This window comes from Maribacter sp. 4G9 (assembly GCF_002742265.1).
Lineage (GTDB): Bacteria > Bacteroidota > Bacteroidia > Flavobacteriales > Flavobacteriaceae > Maribacter.
Genome location: NZ_MDGL01000007.1, coordinates 196,591 through 212,505 on the forward strand (window position 1 = coordinate 196,591; position 15,915 = coordinate 212,505).

The following is a 15,915-nucleotide window of genomic DNA, read 5'->3' on the forward strand; positions in this document are numbered from 1 at the left end:
TGGAATGGATTTTGTTTGATTTGAATATTTAAAATTAAGATTCCATTATCTGGTTTGAAACCTACGAAATGAAGCACTTTGTAATTATATTGAGTTTATTTTTTGGGTATTCTTCGTTCGCCCAAGATAATGAGATTACCCAAAACCTGGGGAAGTTTGCAGAGGTCAAGGGTTTTGATGGTATTTCCATTAATCTTATTAGGTCTTCTGAGAACAGAGCGGTGATTTCTGGTGAAAATACAGATAAGGTTGCTATTGTAAACAATGATGGTATCTTAAAGATAAGAATGCAAATTACAAAGTTCTTTAGTGGGTATAAGACCTTTGTTGATTTGTATTATACGGAGGATATTATGGTCATAGATGTGAACGAGGATGCTAGGATTACTTCTAAAAATACAATTGTTCAGGATGTCTTGGAATTAAAGTCCCAAAAAGGGGGAGAAGTAAATGTTTCTACGGAAGTGGAACAGCTTTTAATAAAATCCGTGTCAGGTGGAATCGTGAAGGCCTCAGGTGTTGCAAATCTTCAAGACGTGCAGATAAACACGGGTGGTGTGTACGAAGGAAAGTTATTGAAGACTAAGTTTTCTACGGTAAATGTTAATGCAGGTTCCAGGGCCGAGATTTATGCCAGTGAGTATGTGAAAGCGGCCGTGAAGGCAGGTGGTGAGGTATTGGTTTATGGCAATCCTCTTAAATTGGAAGAGAAAACGGTGTTTGGAGGTAGTATAAAACGAATGTAGTATTCATATGTGGGAAGACATACAGGCAGCAATTCCATTAGGCTTTATTTTAAGTTTTATGATTGGTCCTGTGTTCTTCGTACTACTCGAGACAAGTGCCATAAAAGGGTTTCGAGCTGCATTGGTCTTTGACCTTGGAGTCATTGTAGCGGATATAGTTTTTATTACCATTGCCTATTTCAGTAGTTATCAATTACTGGAAAATCTTAGTAATCAACCTGGGCTTTACGTTTTTGGAGGTGTTATTTTATTAGTTTATGGGATTACTATTTTCTTTAAGCATGGTGGTGGTACGCGTACTTCTAAATTACCTATTAAATCAAAGAGGAGTGATTATCTAGGTCTTGTAGTGAAGGGGTTTCTCTTGAACTTTATAAATATCGGGGTGCTCGTTTTTTGGTTAGGTGTTATAATTATTGTGGGTCCAAGTTTGGATAATGAGCCTTCACGCATCCGTGTATTTTTTACCACGATGATACTCTCCTATTTTGTTACGGATTTGTTTAAAATTTTATTGGCAAAGCAATTAAAGCGAAAATTGACTGGGTCTAGGATACGACTGATAAAAAAGGGTATAGGTATCATTTTGATTGTTTGTGGTTTAGTATTGATAGTGAAGGGATTTATACCAAATGGCCGGTTCAATATTGAATCAAGGATCGAAAACATTAGCTACTAAAAAAGGGCCAAATCTTGGCCCTTTTTTCTAGTGTATGTGTAGGATGAATTATTTTTTGTATTTGGTATTTAGAAGTTCAATGATTTCTGATGTTATGTCATAGGTTTCTTTACCATAGAGAACACTACCACCTTCTCCGCCTCCAAGAATATAGCTATAGCCTTTTGATTTTCCGTATTCCTGGATTTCTTTTTTTACTCTGGAGACTATGCTGTCCATTTCGGTTTGACCTTGTAGTTGTAATTGCTGGTCTTCCATTTGTAGTTGTTGCCCCATTTGCTGCCCTCTTTGTTGAAATTGGGCGTATTCTTGTTGCGCGGCTGTTTGGGACATGCTTTGTGCCCTTGTTTGAAACTCGGTAGCTTCTGCTTGGAACTTTTGGGATATACTGTCCCTTTTTTTTCCTAGAGCTTCTGCCTTTTCCTTAAATTTATTTTCTACATCAATTTTTTCTTGATATTCGTTCATCAATTTTACGTTGTCAACAAACCCAATTTTTTCCTGGGTACATGAAGCTATCGTTAGCAATACTATTCCAAAGATTATTTTTTTCATTTTTCATTTTATTAATTCGACGCAAAAGTAAGAAAGCTTTGTTAATAATTGCGTTATAGATGTTTCTTATTACTTTTTAAATTTTTATTGTATTTTATTATTAATATAGTCCTATTCTAAGGCTCTATGATCTATTTTTTTTCAATTAGCTTATGATTTCCTTACTGTTTTGTTTTAAGTTTAAATAAGGGATCCTAAGGAGTTATTTGATCTTTTGGAGTATATAAATGTGGGATGAGTACTCTTTGGTGAACAAACCTTTGATGTTTGAAATTAGGCCTATTAAAAACGCTTTCATATAATTGTTTTTTCCAGTCTTGTATTTTTCCGAAAGAAGGGAAACATAGAAGGAATCAAATAGCATGGGTTTTGTTTTAATGAGTTTAATATTATGCTCAATAAAGAGTAATTGGATTGATTTTTTGGAGAAGTGCCATAAATGGCGTGGGGTATCGAAGGCGGCCCAATAGTCTTTATAATAGTGGGCATCGTATGATTTATAATTAGGTGCTGCTATTATTAGGTAACCTCTCTCTGTTAATAGGTTGTTTATTTTTTTTACTTGGTTTTCCAGGTCTGGAAGATGTTCAAGGACGTGCCAAAGAGTTATGACGTCAAATTTTTCATTTTTAAGTTTTTCTATTCTTTCCTGTAATACGATATTTTTTTCCGATGCTTTTTGTCTAGCGTATTGATTTGGTTCTACTCCTTCTATCTTCCATTTGTCTTTGGAAGCTATTTTTAGGAAATCACCTGTTCCGGCACCTATATCCAATATTCGTTTTTCTTTTACATCTAATTTATTAATTAGCTGAACCTTTTTTATTAAACTATAATTTTTTACCTTTTGATAGATTTTATCTATTTTAGTTTTATTGTTATCTGTATGCGATATATAATCTTGGTGTGCATAATATTTTTCTAAGTTTTTAGGGGAGGGACTTGTTTTGAGTAAATCAAGAGCTTCAATATACTCAAGCACAAATATTTCTTGTGTGTTAAAGTGATCCTTTGTTTTTATGTATTCTATCATAATTCAATTTATTGACTTACGGTGGTTCGATCGTTCCACGTGGAACAATGTAAGGTTATCTACCTAGGTATACCAAAAGAACACTTACATCACTTGGTGTAACACCACTGATTCTAGAAGCTTGTGATATCGTTACTGGTTGAACCGCGGTCAATTTTTCACGTGCCTCAAAGGACAGTGATTTGAGTTTTTTATAATCGAAATTTGGAGGTATTTTAACAGACTCTAGTCGGCTTAATTTATCAGCGTTTACCTTTTCCTTTTCTATATATCCTGAATATTTCACTTGCACCTCGGCTTGTTCCAATACCTCATTATCTAAATTACGGGTAGTTACAAATTCTGATACTGGTTCAAGACTAAGCATATGGTCCATGGTAACCTTGGGTCTTGAGAACAATTTGAACATCTTATCCGATTGTTTTATTAGGGCCGAATTTATTGTTTCTAATATCGGGTTGATTTGTTCTGGAAGGACACTGGTCGTTTTAAAGAAGTTTATAAAAGCTTCAGATTTTACAAGTTTTTCTTCCATTCTTATTAATCTGTCCTCTTTGGCCAATCCTATTTCATATCCTTTTGGAGTAAGTCTTAAATCAGCATTGTCTTGACGCAATAGTGTTCTGTATTCTGCACGCGAGGTGAACATTCTATAAGGTTCTTCAGTTCCTTTGGTTATTAAGTCATCAATTAAAACACCAATATAAGCTTCATCTCTTTGCAATGTAAATGGCTCTTGTTCGTTGATTTTTAAATGTGCGTTTATCCCTGCTATCAAACCCTGGGACGCTGCTTCCTCGTACCCGGTTGTTCCATTGATTTGACCTGCAAAATATAGGTTTTCAACAAGCTTGGTTTCCAAGGTGTGCTTTAGCTGAGTAGGTGGAAAATAATCGTATTCTATGGCATAGCCAGGTCTAAAGAACTTTACCTTTTCAAAGCCTTTTACAGAGCGTAGTGCTTTGAATTGTACATCTTCTGGAAGAGATGTTGAAAAACCGTTAACATATACTTCTACTGTTTGCCATCCTTCAGGTTCGATGAACATTTGATGGGAATCTTTATCGGCGAAGCGATTTATCTTATCTTCAATGGATGGGCAATATCTTGGACCTATGCTTTTTATTCTTCCGTTGAACATGGGTGACCTATCAAACCCTTCCCTAAGTAAGTCATGCACTAGGGTACTGGTATGGGTCATGTGACATTCCCTTTGGTTTTTTAGTTTAGGTGTATTGAGATATGAGAATTTTTCAGGATTTTCATCTCCCGGCTGGGGAATCATTTTTGAATAGTCCAAAGACCGACCATCAACGCGTGGAGGTGTGCCGGTTTTCATTCGGCCACTTTCAAAACCTAAATCAACAAGTTGCTCTGTTATTCCTGTCGCAGCTTTTTCTCCGGCCCTTCCTCCGCCAAACTGTTTTTCACCAATATGAATCAAACCGTTTAAAAAGGTGCCGTTGGTTAGCACAACGGCTCTTCCTCTTATCTCTATTCCTAGGGATGTTTTTACCCCTACGACTTTATCTTTTTCGATTAGCAGTCCTGTAACCATTTCCTGGTAAAAATCAACATTGGGGGTTCTTTCCAATGCAAGTCTCCATTCTTCTGCAAATCGCATTCGGTCACTTTGAGCCCGCGGACTCCACATAGCGGGCCCTTTGGACTTGTTCAACATTTTAAATTGTATTGCGGATTTATCAGTAATGATACCGGAATACCCGCCCAAAGCGTCTATTTCCCTTACAATTTGCCCTTTTGCAATACCGCCCATGGCCGGATTGCACGACATCTGGCCTATGGTTTGTAGGTTCATCGTCACAAGCAAGGTTTTTGAACCCATGTTAGCCGCTGCAGCAGTTGCTTCTGCCCCAGCGTGACCCCCTCCTACTACAATAACGTCGTAAATTTCTCCGAACATAATTTCTAGTGTTCCACGTGGAACATTTTTATTTTTTCATCTTCTTTGGAACGCATTTCCTTAATGTGTTCTTCTTTCTTGTCCTTATATCCCGCCAGGTGAAGCATTCCATGGGACATGACGCGTATCAATTCGTTTTCAAAAGAAACCTGATAGGTTTGAGAATTTTCTTGAACACGCTCTATGGAAATAAAGATATCACCAGACATAGATTTACCAGTTGTATAGTCAAACGTTATGATATCAGTAAGTGTGTTGTGCTGTAGATATTTTTGATTTATTTCCAACAAATAGGAATCGTCGCAAAACACAAAGTTCAAAACACCTATGGTGTATCCTTCAGAAGCACAAACAATGTGAGCCCAGCGCTTGACTTTTTCACTATTGGAAAGTATAAAACTCGTTTCAAAATGAAATTCAATCATTGTCCTTGAAGTACTCTTTTACCTTGTTTTGAAAATTTTGGCGCAAAGGTAAGGCTTGTCTATTTAAAATTTCTATCTCATTGCGATAATTATCTAGTAATGAGGGTTTCGTAATAATTGGATTTGTAAAGTCCTTTTTGTTGCTATTGCTTTCCCGTTCTGTTTTTTTGCCTTGTTTTAGAGTGGCGTTTTCTAACTTCAATAATTCATATTCGATGGTGTTAGCCTTACTGAGCGCACGTTGCGTAATTCCGTTTTCAAGTAAGTCGTTTTGAAAATCTTCCATTTGACGCAGAAGTTTCTCTCCAAGCTTACGATCTCCTTCGTTGATCATATTTTGTAACTGTTGTTCCAGTTCTTGCTTGATACGCTGCTGCTCTTGATAGATTTCATAGATTTCCTGAAGTTCTTTTTCGCTCATACCTCCACTGTCTTGAGAGATTCCAAAATCTTGGTTTTGCCCATTGGAACCGTTTTTGCCTTCACCGGACTGACCACTTTGGCCTTGTCCACTTCCTTCGTTACCCTCGTTGCCTTGTTGACCCTGGTTTCCATTTTGTCCCTGACTGCCTTGTTTCCCCCCTTGATTTCCATCCTTACCTTGATTTCCCTTTTGATTTCCTTCTTGTCCTGATTGACCCTGACTACCAGATTCGCCCATTTTTTCTCCAAGGGACTGCTGTTGTTTAATGATGTCCGAAAGCTGAAAACCATCCTGACTTTGACCGCTCCCCTGGCCCATTTGCATGCTTTGCTGCATATTTTCAAGTACATGTGCCAAAAAATCTGCAAGACTGTTCGATGCTGTTAGAACGTATTTCTGATAGGATACTCCTTGGTATATTTGTCCTTCCGCCACACTTTCCAGAGATTTATCTATGTTATAGTACACCTCTGTAATCTGCTCGTTTACGAATTCTGAAAGCTCTGCTTGGCGCAAGGAAAGAGCAAACAAACTATCATCAACGTGTTCAAACAGGCTACGTAGTTCGTTCTGGTTTCGAACGGTTTCGGAATAATAGGAAATGTCTTGCCTGTCTTGTTCGCTCAGTTTATCATAAAGACTTTCTTGTTTGAACGAGAATATAATCAGGTTGTCCAAAATCTGTCGCAGCATTTCTGCATCCTCTGCCATGGAATCACTGCCGGAAGACCCACTCATTGAAGATTGCCCAAGCTCTTCACTCATTTCCTTCATTTTTTGTGCAGCTGAATTTTGATTTTGCTTGGTCTTATTGGCACTTTTTTCCATGCCTTCATTATCTGACTTTTCTTTGGAGTCTTCGTGGTTTTGAATTTCTTCCAACGCGTTAGTTTGGTTTTCTTTGACTCCCGCTTCCTTCGCCTTGTCGATACTGAGATTCATTGGTTTTTTTAAATCCGCATTGTCTTTTTTCAATTCATCCAAATCTTTGGCGATTTTGTCAAATTCCTTGTTCAATTTTTTCTGTTCCTGTTCGGAGGATTCCTTGTCAATTTCTTCTTCGGCAAGGGCTTGCTGTTTTTCTGATAACTTTTCCAGATCGCTTGCCAATTGTGCGGCCTTTTCGGTAACGTAATATCGTTTTGTCAACTCTAACAACTGTTCAAGGCTACGCTCCGAGTTTTGCTGTTTTTTACCAAGCTCCTCCAAACGTTGCGTCAATTCCTCTTTGTTGATTTTATCGGCAATTTTATTGAGCTCTTCCAAAAGCTTTTGATTTTTTCTGGCCTCTATTTCTTGGCGCTCCAAACGCTCCTGTAGTAATTGGTTTAACTTGTCGTCCCGCTCCCCTTTTTCCAGATTTTCCTTTAGTTCCCTGCTGAATTTTTCCATCAATTGCTCCTGTCGTTCCTGCTTTTCCAAAAAATCCGATACCTGGCGTTGGTCATTAAAATCCAATCGGTTTTTTTCTTTTTGTAAAGCGTTGATTTCCTTAAGGTTATCACGTTGCTCGACCGCCTTTTCCAAGGATTTATCCAAGTTGTTTATCAGCGACTGTTGAGACTCCAACTCTTTGTTTTTCAGTTGGTTATTATCTAAAATTTCCTGAGAGAACAGCGTGCTTTTAACTGATTTTCCTCCATGGATGGCATCATTATCCGTAACTTTAAAATAAAACGCATACTTCTTACCTTCCTCCAAATTCAGACCAGAGGGAAACGTATAGTAGAAAGGATGAAAATTGGATTGTGGTCCGCTCAGCTCAAGAAATTTCTCGTCTTGCTCCCTTCCTTGTTCATAATAGACCAGTTCAATTTTTTTAAGCCCATAATCATCCGTGGCCTCCCCAGAGTAATAGGAAACATTCGGTTCAAGGGAGTCCAAAACCTGCTCCACTTTAACTGTTGGATACGCATCCTTAATTACCTGAAACGAATAGTGTAAAGTCTCGTATTCACGTATATTGGTATTTGAGGTGGCCAATTGATAGTCCCAATTCGCATAGATTTTCTTGGAAAGGCTGAAATCGTCCCCGTCATTATGAAATAACATTGAGGTATCCTTTGCAACGAGTTTAATCTCATCGGTGTCTTGGCCTTTAATCTCCCAGGTTATTTTGGTTCCTTCGGGTATTACGGCATTTCCGGTACTTTTTATGACCTCAGGAAGTTTATTGATATACGCAGGATACTCTAACCGCATGTTAAAATCCGAAATGGCGGGCGCCTTCAAGACTACCAGCTCATACTCCCTGGACTGTTGCCCGCTTCCTTTGAACATGAAGCGCCCCGATGTGATGGGAGGCGACATGGTATACCGGAACACCCCATTTTCTTCCTGTAACAAGATTTCCTTGCCTTGAAAAACAACGTACACATTATCCGGTTTTAGCGAGCCTTCCGTTGCCACTTGGAAGGTGAAGGGCTTACTTTCTATGACTTGTAATTGCGTATTCAACAATTCGAACCTAAAAGGCGCGGGAGGGTCATAGGCAAGATTGTAATTGACTACACGGGAATAACTTCCAAAAAAGGAATTCCAATTGCCTGACAACCACAACAACCCTAAAATTACCAAAGGCAATAGCGTAAACTTCAAATATTTTAGAGGTTCCTTAGTGTTGATGGCCCTTTTGAAAGGCACGGTATTCAATTGTTCTGATCGTTGTTCTATACTGGCCAACAACAATTCTGATTTTTCCGGTTGGTCCGCTAGGTCCAAGAGATTGAATAATTTATCGCCCACCTCCGGAAAGTGTTTTCCAATCATGAGTGAAGCGTCTTTTGTTGTAATCCCCCTTTTTAACTTAAAAAGATAAAACAAGGGAATACCAATGTATTTGTAGAGCAAAAACCCTTCGATACCCAAAAAAGCAAGAAAAAGCACAAGTCTTCCGGTAGAACTTAACCAAAGCGCAAATTCAACACCCACTACCGCCAAAAAAAAGAAGAGACCCAAAGCAACAAAAAGGATAACCCCTTTGATTAATTTCTGGGTATAATGGCCTCGAATAAAATCGTTTAATTTTTCTAATATGATGTCGTAATTCTGCAATTTCTATGGATTTTTATACCAAGATATACCCTTTTGGTTTTTAAGGATAGAAAAAATTTGTTAAAAGGCACCTAATCCGTTACTTAACGATTATAAATGGAAAACGGGAAGCCTATATAAAAATTATTTCCACCACAAAATGAGCCCTTTCCCTTAAGGATCCCTTTTTATACCTTTGCTAAATGAAAAAGAAAGTAAGAGTACGTTTTGCCCCTAGTCCCACGGGACCCTTGCATATTGGTGGTGTTAGGACCGCCTTATTCAATTACCTTTTTGCCAAAAAACACAAGGGCGATTTTATCCTTAGAATCGAGGATACAGATCAAAATCGGTTTGTGGAAGGCGCGGAGCAATATATCATTGATTCCCTAAATTGGTGCTGCATTCCCTTTGACGAGGGCCCAAGTTCACCCACCACCAAAGGCAACATACTGGGAAAATATGGGCCGTATAGACAGAGCGAGCGGAAGCATCTTTATAAAAAGTTTGCCGAGGATTTGATTGAAAGGGGAAAGGCGTATTATGCTTTTGATACTGCCGAAAAACTCGATTTTCACCGTAAGGACCACGAAGCCAAGGGCAAAACCTTTATTTATAATTGGCATAACCGACCCAAATTGGACAATTCATTGTCCCTTATGCCGGAAGAAGTGCAAAAAAGAATAGCCACAGGAGAGGATTATGTGATTCGGTTTTTAACACCTCCGGATGAAAAACTTCAACTTAAGGACATTATCCGAGGAGATATTGAAATAGACACCAATATATTGGACGATAAGGTGCTCTTTAAGAGTGATGGCATGCCTACCTATCATTTGGCCAATATTGTGGATGACCACTTGATGGAGATTTCCCATGTTATTCGAGGCGAGGAGTGGTTACCTTCATTGGCCTTGCACCAGCAATTGTATGACGCTTTTGGATGGGAAGCCCCTCAATTTGCCCACCTGCCTTTGATTATGAAACCGGTTGGAAAAGGCAAGTTGAGTAAACGCGATGGAGAAAAGGGAGGATTTCCGGTATTTCCATTGTCGTGGAACGAGTCTGTGGGATACCGTGAAGCAGGATATTTTCCTGAAGCTGTAGTCAACTTTTTGGCCTTGTTGGGCTGGAATCCAGGCACGGAACAGGAGTTGTTTACATTGGAAGAACTAGTAGATTCATTCTCCTTGGAGCGGGTGAACAAATCAGGAGCACGGTTCGACCCGGATAAAACCAAGTGGTATAATCAGCAGTATATGCATCAAAAAGACGACGCCGTGTTGGCCGAATCATTTGCTGACTTACTATCCGAAAAAAACATTGAGGCGCCCTCCAAGGCATATGTGGAAAAAGTGGTTTCCCTCATAAAGGACCGCGCCACATTTGTTTCCGATTTTTGGGAGTTGAGCAATTATTTTTTTGTAGCACCTACGGAGTATGACGAAAAGGCGGTGAAAAAACAATGGAAAGATGATACCGGCCAAATTATGAAAGAGTTGTTGGAAGAGTTGGATACTATTAAGGATTTCTCCTCCGAAAACGTTGAAACGGTAGTAAAAGCCTGGATTACTGAAAACGAACTGTCCTTTGGGAAGGTCATGCCGCCCTTGCGTCTTGTTTTGGTGGGCGACATGAAAGGCCCGCATATTTTTGACATTATGGCCTTGATCGGCAAGGAAGAAAGTTTGGACCGGATAAACAAAGCGATTTCTGCCCTGGCCTAGCCTATTGATAGGCTATTTTAGAACCTCTTGAACGGCCTTTAGGTTTCCGTCTATATCTGAAGGAACGTCTAAACCAAGGATTTTACATACCAAAGGGTATATGTGAATGTTCTTAAAAGAAGCAACTTCCAATCTGCTTTTAAAACCGGGCCCGTTGGCGTAGAAGATTCCGTGCATTTCTTTATGTTTTGGGTCATAGCCATGCACCCCGAAAGGCCTCTTGGATTTTGAAATGGTGGTTTCGATTTTCTCTTGTGGGGCAAAATAATAGCCAAAATCCGGGATTATCTGTATTTGTCCCCAGTCCGGATTCTTTGGGGAGTACTCAAAACCTGGTGTTTCCGATGTTTTGTAGACCTTAAAATGGTTTTCCTTTTGCCTAAGTAAAGTGAGCACTTGCTCTAAATCCTGATTGTTTTTTAAATGAACATTTAGGAGGGCACCATTATCAACAAGTTGGTAGTGTGAATCGTTTTTTAATGGATCCTTGGCTATATAGTGCTCCTTGGGAACCTCCGCCATTCCATGGTCGGAAACAATGATAATGTTAACGGGAAGGCCTGTAGCTTTTACCCCTTGAAATAGGAATTCTAGGTTTTTGTCCAACTTCGTTAGGGTGTTTTTCAGATCGGCATCGGCATTTGGCCCAAAACGATGTCCGGTATCGTCCATATCCGAGAAATACATGGTAATTAAATGTGGTCTTTTCTTTGCCGGTAAAGCAAGCCATTGGAGTACGGCGGATACCCTCTCCTCGTTTTTTATGGCCTCATCATACTTTTTATAATAAGTAGGCCAAGAACCAAGGACATTGGCTTCTGAGCCTACAAAAAAGTAGCTTGCCGTAACCATTCCAGACCTGCCCGCCTGTATCCATAAGGGTGTGCCCCCATAAAATGTACCATCTTCCACAAGTTCCCGCCTGTTGATACGGTAGATTTCGTCTTTCTTATGGCTATAAAAGCTATTGCCGATAATCCCATGCTTATCAGGACACATACCAGTGGCTATGGTGTAGTGATTTGGAAAAGTTTTGGAAGTAAAAGATGGAATTAAGGACTCCGCTTGTACCCCGTCTTGGATAAATTTGGACAAAAAGGGAGGTTTAAAACGCGCTACGTAATCCCACCGAAAACCATCTAGGGAAACCAGCACAACATAGGGTTTTTCCAAGGAGGTTTTGGAATTTTTAGTTGGTGCCGATATAGTTTTGGAACTGCTTTTGCACGCGGACAATAGCACAAAACCAACGCAAAAGAATAGGCCTAAAATTTTATTTCCATGGGACATAAGCTTAACAATAAAAACATATGCCGTCTAAAATAGGCCATCTACAAAACGCAACAAAACAGAAAGCCTGTTTTTGAAAAGAAACACTACCATGTTTTTAGTACCACGTTTGCCAAAGTTACAATTCCGATAAGCAAAATAAGGAGTAAAGAGATATTTTTGAATTTGTCCTGTTCTATAAAATGGAGAATGCGTTTTCCCAAATACGTGCCCGAGACCCCAATGACCAACAAGAAAGGCAGGTATATGAGATGTTCCTTATGAATGTACCCATTGTTGAAGTAGACAAAGGTTCTAGTAAAATCAATAAAGAAGTCGATAAATGCAGAGGTGGCGATAAAAACACTTTTTTCCAAGTTGAAAGCGGCCATGGTAAGCCCCCTGATGGCCCCCCCGGTTCCCAAAAGTCCGGCCGAAAATCCGGATAGAACACCCCCGGAAATGGCATTTTTCCTATTCGGATTGATTACCAAATCCTTTTTGATCAGAAACAAAAGGCTCAAACCAACCAAGAACAGGGCAAGCACAATTTCCAAGATGAAACTATCCACGATTTTTGTCAAATAGCCTCCAACAATTACAAATATGACCGATGGAACACCAATGTTCATTAACAATTTTTTGTCCAGGCCTTTTTTGAACAATACAATTTTACTTACGTTGCTGAACAAATGGAATAGGGCGGTAAGCCCCAAAACAAAATGAAAATCAAAGAAAAAATTCCCAATAGGCACAAAAAAGACGGAAGACCCAAAGCCACCAACAGTACCTACTATTTCCGCAACTAAAGCTAGTAGTAAGAAAAGATAGTTGAGCTTGTTCATGGTGATGGATCTCGGAGGTTCCTAAAGCTACCAATTTACTCAAATATAGTTATGGGAACCGTCGCAAGAAGGCATTTTCTTGGAGTGGCCACAGACACAATCGTGTATGCCTTTCCCTGCCATGATGCGAGACCTGTGTTTTTCTATTCCTGAAACCCTTGTGGCCGACTGTTTTGCCCCGGAAATGAAAAGCAGATATCCCTTCTGCCTTCCGGGCGTTAGATTCTTAAAAGCGGATTCAAAGGCAACATCTTTTTCGAAAGTCCGCTCCAATTCCTTTGGAAACTCCATTTCATCGGGTTGACGGTATTCAACTTTCAAACCCGATTTTTCAATTTCAATGGCCTCTAACACATAAGTCTTAAGAATCGGTTTTAACCGTGTGATATCGCCCACATGGGTAAATGGGACGATTCTTGCAGATTGGGTGTTCTCCCCTTGTTGTTTTAGAATACCTTCGGCGTCCTTTAAAAGTACGCCCTTGAAAAAGCCAAGACAGCAAAAGTCCTTAAAGCAGCCAATAATTAGTATGTTTTTACCTTTGAAAGTATAGCAAGGTTGTCGCCATTTTAGGGTTTCTTCCAACCCACAATCGAGCAGAATTTCCCTTAAAAGCTCAATTTCTGCCGTCCAATTTCTTTGTTTTGAAATATAATCATCAACGCGGATATCCATATGTTAAGCAGAATAGAATGTAAGACGCAAGATAAAGAAAGAGAGGGAATACAGTTTTGGCTCAAATACTTCTTCACCCCTGTCATTTATATCTGAATGAATATGGGTAAAGCTACACAAAACAAAGTCACTTTGTTAATAGGACCAATGTCCAAAATAAATAAAACTCCGCTGTGGCGGAACACCCCTCTCCACTCAGGGAGGGGAGCCATTTTTACGTAACAGAGGTAATTACGCTCAATTTTAGAAAGGACAAATTGAAAATGTAAAGTTGAATGTAAGGTTTGCTTTCCAGAAGAATACATCGAGAAAGCTCGGAAAGGTACCTGTTCCGTGAAGCGGAACGGCCGAGTTTCGAGATGGGTTTTACGAAGTAAAAATTCCTACTGGAAAGTGCACTTTCTTTTGCTTCGTTTTCTTTATGCAAGAAAAGAAAATGAAGGGAAGAGCTGCTGCCCGAACTCCCGCTCCGCAGTAGTTTTACTGCTGCGGAACGACACACTTAAAGAAAAGGGCAACAACTTAAATTTGTTTGCTTAAATTGGCTCATGCTACAGGTGGTAAAACATACCATCAAGACCAATGGTTCTTATTATATGACCCTGACCGTGGTAGATTGGGCAGATGTATTCACGCGAAAGAACCACAAACAGGCGATTATAGAATCGTTGCGTTATTGTATGGCACACAAAGGACTTAATTTATATGCGTATTGTATAATGACCAATCATCTGCATTTGATTGCCAACTGTAATGAACCCTATCAACTAAGTGGTACAATCCGTGATTTCAAGAGACATTCCGCAAGAACCATTTTGAACCAAATTATAAACGAACCCGAATCAAGAAGGGAGAACTTTGTCCAATTGTTCAAGAATGCAGCTAAGAACAATTTAAAAAGTAAAGTTTTCAAATTTTGGAAAACCGGTAATCATGCTATTGAACTGTATTCTGAAAAATTTCTCTGGGACAAGATAAATTACATACATAACAATCCGGTGGTGGAAAAATTTGTTGCAAAGCCCGAATATTGGTTGTATTCGTCCGCATCGAATTATGTCGAAGCAAACTCGGTATTACCAGAGGTTACAGTGTTGCCACAAATAATGAGGACTATTTGAGATTAGTGACCGCAGTAGTACAACTACTGCGGAGCAGGAACAGTACCATTGGTCAAGGTTTTGCGGATTACTATCCCTTTGGTATGCAGATGCCTGGACCCAATAATAGTTTAAATTCTGCAGCCTACAGATATGCATTTCAGGGGCAAGAGAAGGATTCTGAGACTGGCAAGGAAGCTTTTGAACTTCGATTATGGGATAGTAGAATAGGACGTTGGTTGACTACGGATCCTGCCGATCAATATAGTTCTCCGTATTTGGGCATGGGTAATAATCCGATTAATGGGATTGATTCAGATGGGGCATTTTGGGAAGAGTTATATAATTGGATTGATGGTAAAGGATGGAATAGTAATGCAGCCTTGGATTATGAAGCTAAAGGAGGATTTCTAAATGAATGGTCTGGTAATAAATTAACAGGTTACAGAAATGCCGCTAGTGTTGTCGACGGTGAAGTTGTGGGAACCAGATTTGCCGCAGTTAATGATTTTTGGAGTGGTATCTTTAATCCAAAAACACTTCAAATATTTGGGGGGCGTTTAGCTATTGGATATAATACCAGTCTGAATGGAGATGCAATGGCTGCCGTTTATGGTGTGGGTGGGGGTCTAGTAGGTACAAATCTCATGTTTATTGGAGGTGATTATGGAGGATATTGGTATACCTATGGATCTGTTGAAGGTGGACCGAATGTTGGCACTGGTATTGGAGGATCTGGAAGTTTAAATGGAGATATTTTTATAGCCTATAATATTTCCGGCGTTGATGTTACACCAGGTTCTTATACCGGTATTTATGGATCTCTTACAGGGAATTTAGAAGTTACCGAGGTGGTTGGGGCCAATATTTCAGGCGGATTGACTATTGCTCCTGGAAATTGGGTTGGATTGAATGTCGGTGCTGGTTTTAATTTAGGTGGTAAAGTGTCAGCTGAAGCTCAAGTAAGAATTGGAAATACCTGGTTGCTAACTCCTGATGTAAGAAAGACTCGAGATAGAACAGCATTAGATTTAATATCAAATCATTTATCAAAAGGAATGATGCCAAACTCTGTATTTTATAAGTAGAAATGAATCAAAAGAAAGTAGTATTGTGGTTAGTTTTTATTATTTCCCTATTTATTGCAATAATTATTTATAGTGAGCTAAATAATCGATTAAAAAGAAATAAAATAGAACAACTGAATTTACAGGCCAATGGAATTATTACAAAAAGGCAAGAATTCACATATGGACATGATTTTGGATTTGTTTTGGTAGATATTAAAAAATCTAATTATAGAAGTGGTTTAAACTTTTATTTTTTTCTTTTTCTTGAATTTTTTCAACGCTATCGCAATGAATGCCAAATAGTTGAATCCTTTCCAGCTTTCGGTGGTCGTATCGAACCTGTTGAGCAGGGAACGGTAGCTGTCCATCCATGCATTCGCCCTTTCCACGGCATATCTTTCATCGTATAG

13 protein-coding genes and 1 pseudogene are annotated in these 15,915 nt (G+C 39.2%); 5 read left to right on the forward strand and 9 right to left on the reverse strand.

Going from position 1 to position 15,915, the window contains the following annotated elements:
- The first annotated feature begins 68 nt into the window (after positions 1 to 68).
- Both BFP75_RS01485 and BFP75_RS01490 read left to right on the forward strand, forming a co-directional pair.
- On the forward strand, positions 69 to 746 hold the full coding sequence (locus BFP75_RS01485; RefSeq protein ID WP_099542899.1) for a head GIN domain-containing protein: 678 nt from the start codon (positions 69 to 71) through the stop codon (positions 744 to 746).
- Positions 747 to 753: 7 nt separating this feature from the next.
- On the forward strand, positions 754 to 1,425 hold the full coding sequence (locus BFP75_RS01490; protein WP_099542900.1) for a LysE family translocator: 672 nt from the start codon (positions 754 to 756) through the stop codon (positions 1,423 to 1,425).
- Between the two features lie 48 nt (positions 1,426 to 1,473).
- On the opposite strand, the gene BFP75_RS01495 is transcribed toward BFP75_RS01490, so the two are convergent.
- The 5 genes from BFP75_RS01495 to BFP75_RS01515 form a co-directional block, all read right to left on the reverse strand.
- Positions 1,474 to 1,980 carry an OmpH family outer membrane protein gene (locus tag BFP75_RS01495; RefSeq protein ID WP_099542901.1) on the reverse strand — a complete coding sequence of 169 codons (507 nt, stop codon included), beginning with the start codon at positions 1,978 to 1,980 and terminating at the stop codon, positions 1,474 to 1,476.
- A gap of 202 nt (positions 1,981 to 2,182) precedes the next feature.
- Entirely contained in the window at positions 2,183 to 3,013 is an 831-nt protein-coding gene (locus BFP75_RS01500) for a class I SAM-dependent methyltransferase (RefSeq protein WP_099542902.1), read from the reverse strand.
- Between the two features lie 55 nt (positions 3,014 to 3,068).
- Positions 3,069 to 4,937, reverse strand: coding sequence for a tRNA uridine-5-carboxymethylaminomethyl(34) synthesis enzyme MnmG (mnmG, locus tag BFP75_RS01505; RefSeq protein ID WP_099542903.1), 1,869 nt, complete (start codon positions 4,935 to 4,937; stop codon positions 3,069 to 3,071).
- A gap of 5 nt (positions 4,938 to 4,942) precedes the next feature.
- The gene (gene ybeY, locus BFP75_RS01510; protein ID WP_099542904.1) at positions 4,943 to 5,362 is read right to left on the reverse strand and encodes an rRNA maturation RNase YbeY; all 420 of its coding nucleotides are present in this window, start codon (positions 5,360 to 5,362) and stop codon (positions 4,943 to 4,945) included.
- Positions 5,355 to 8,840 carry a phage holin family protein gene (locus tag BFP75_RS01515; RefSeq protein WP_099542905.1) on the reverse strand — a complete coding sequence of 1,162 codons (3,486 nt, stop codon included), beginning with the start codon at positions 8,838 to 8,840 and terminating at the stop codon, positions 5,355 to 5,357. Before BFP75_RS01515 ends, ybeY begins: the two co-directional genes overlap by 8 nt.
- A 182-nt stretch (positions 8,841 to 9,022) precedes the next feature.
- On the opposite strand from BFP75_RS01515, the gene gltX reads away from it, so the two are divergent.
- Positions 9,023 to 10,546 carry a glutamate--tRNA ligase gene (gltX, locus tag BFP75_RS01520; RefSeq protein ID WP_099542906.1) on the forward strand — a complete coding sequence of 508 codons (1,524 nt, stop codon included), beginning with the start codon at positions 9,023 to 9,025 and terminating at the stop codon, positions 10,544 to 10,546.
- Between the two features lie 12 nt (positions 10,547 to 10,558).
- Here the strand turns inward: gltX and BFP75_RS01525 are convergent, their stop codons facing one another.
- The 3 genes from BFP75_RS01525 to BFP75_RS01535 form a co-directional block, all read right to left on the reverse strand.
- A complete protein-coding gene (locus tag BFP75_RS01525) occupies positions 10,559 to 11,836 on the reverse strand; it encodes an ectonucleotide pyrophosphatase/phosphodiesterase (RefSeq protein ID WP_099542907.1) in 1,278 nt (425 codons plus the stop codon).
- An 86-nt stretch (positions 11,837 to 11,922) separates the two neighbouring features.
- Positions 11,923 to 12,660, reverse strand: a complete 738-nt coding sequence (locus tag BFP75_RS01530) for a sulfite exporter TauE/SafE family protein (RefSeq protein ID WP_099542908.1) — start codon at positions 12,658 to 12,660, stop codon at positions 11,923 to 11,925.
- A 39-nt stretch (positions 12,661 to 12,699) separates the two neighbouring features.
- Positions 12,700 to 13,335, reverse strand: coding sequence for a DUF1801 domain-containing protein (locus BFP75_RS01535; protein ID WP_099542909.1), 636 nt, complete (start codon positions 13,333 to 13,335; stop codon positions 12,700 to 12,702).
- A 548-nt stretch (positions 13,336 to 13,883) separates the two neighbouring features.
- Between BFP75_RS01535 and BFP75_RS01540 the strand changes: the two genes are divergently transcribed.
- Entirely contained in the window at positions 13,884 to 14,456 is a 573-nt protein-coding gene (locus BFP75_RS01540; RefSeq protein ID WP_099542910.1) for an REP-associated tyrosine transposase, read from the forward strand.
- Between the two features lie 5 nt (positions 14,457 to 14,461).
- Positions 14,462 to 15,523, forward strand: coding sequence for an RHS repeat protein (locus BFP75_RS01545; protein WP_240531661.1), 1,062 nt, complete (start codon positions 14,462 to 14,464; stop codon positions 15,521 to 15,523).
- Positions 15,524 to 15,744: 221 nt separating this feature from the next.
- Here BFP75_RS01545 and BFP75_RS01550 read toward each other — a convergent pair.
- Positions 15,745 to 15,915, reverse strand: a pseudogene (locus BFP75_RS01550) (IS5 family transposase); the annotation flags it as partial.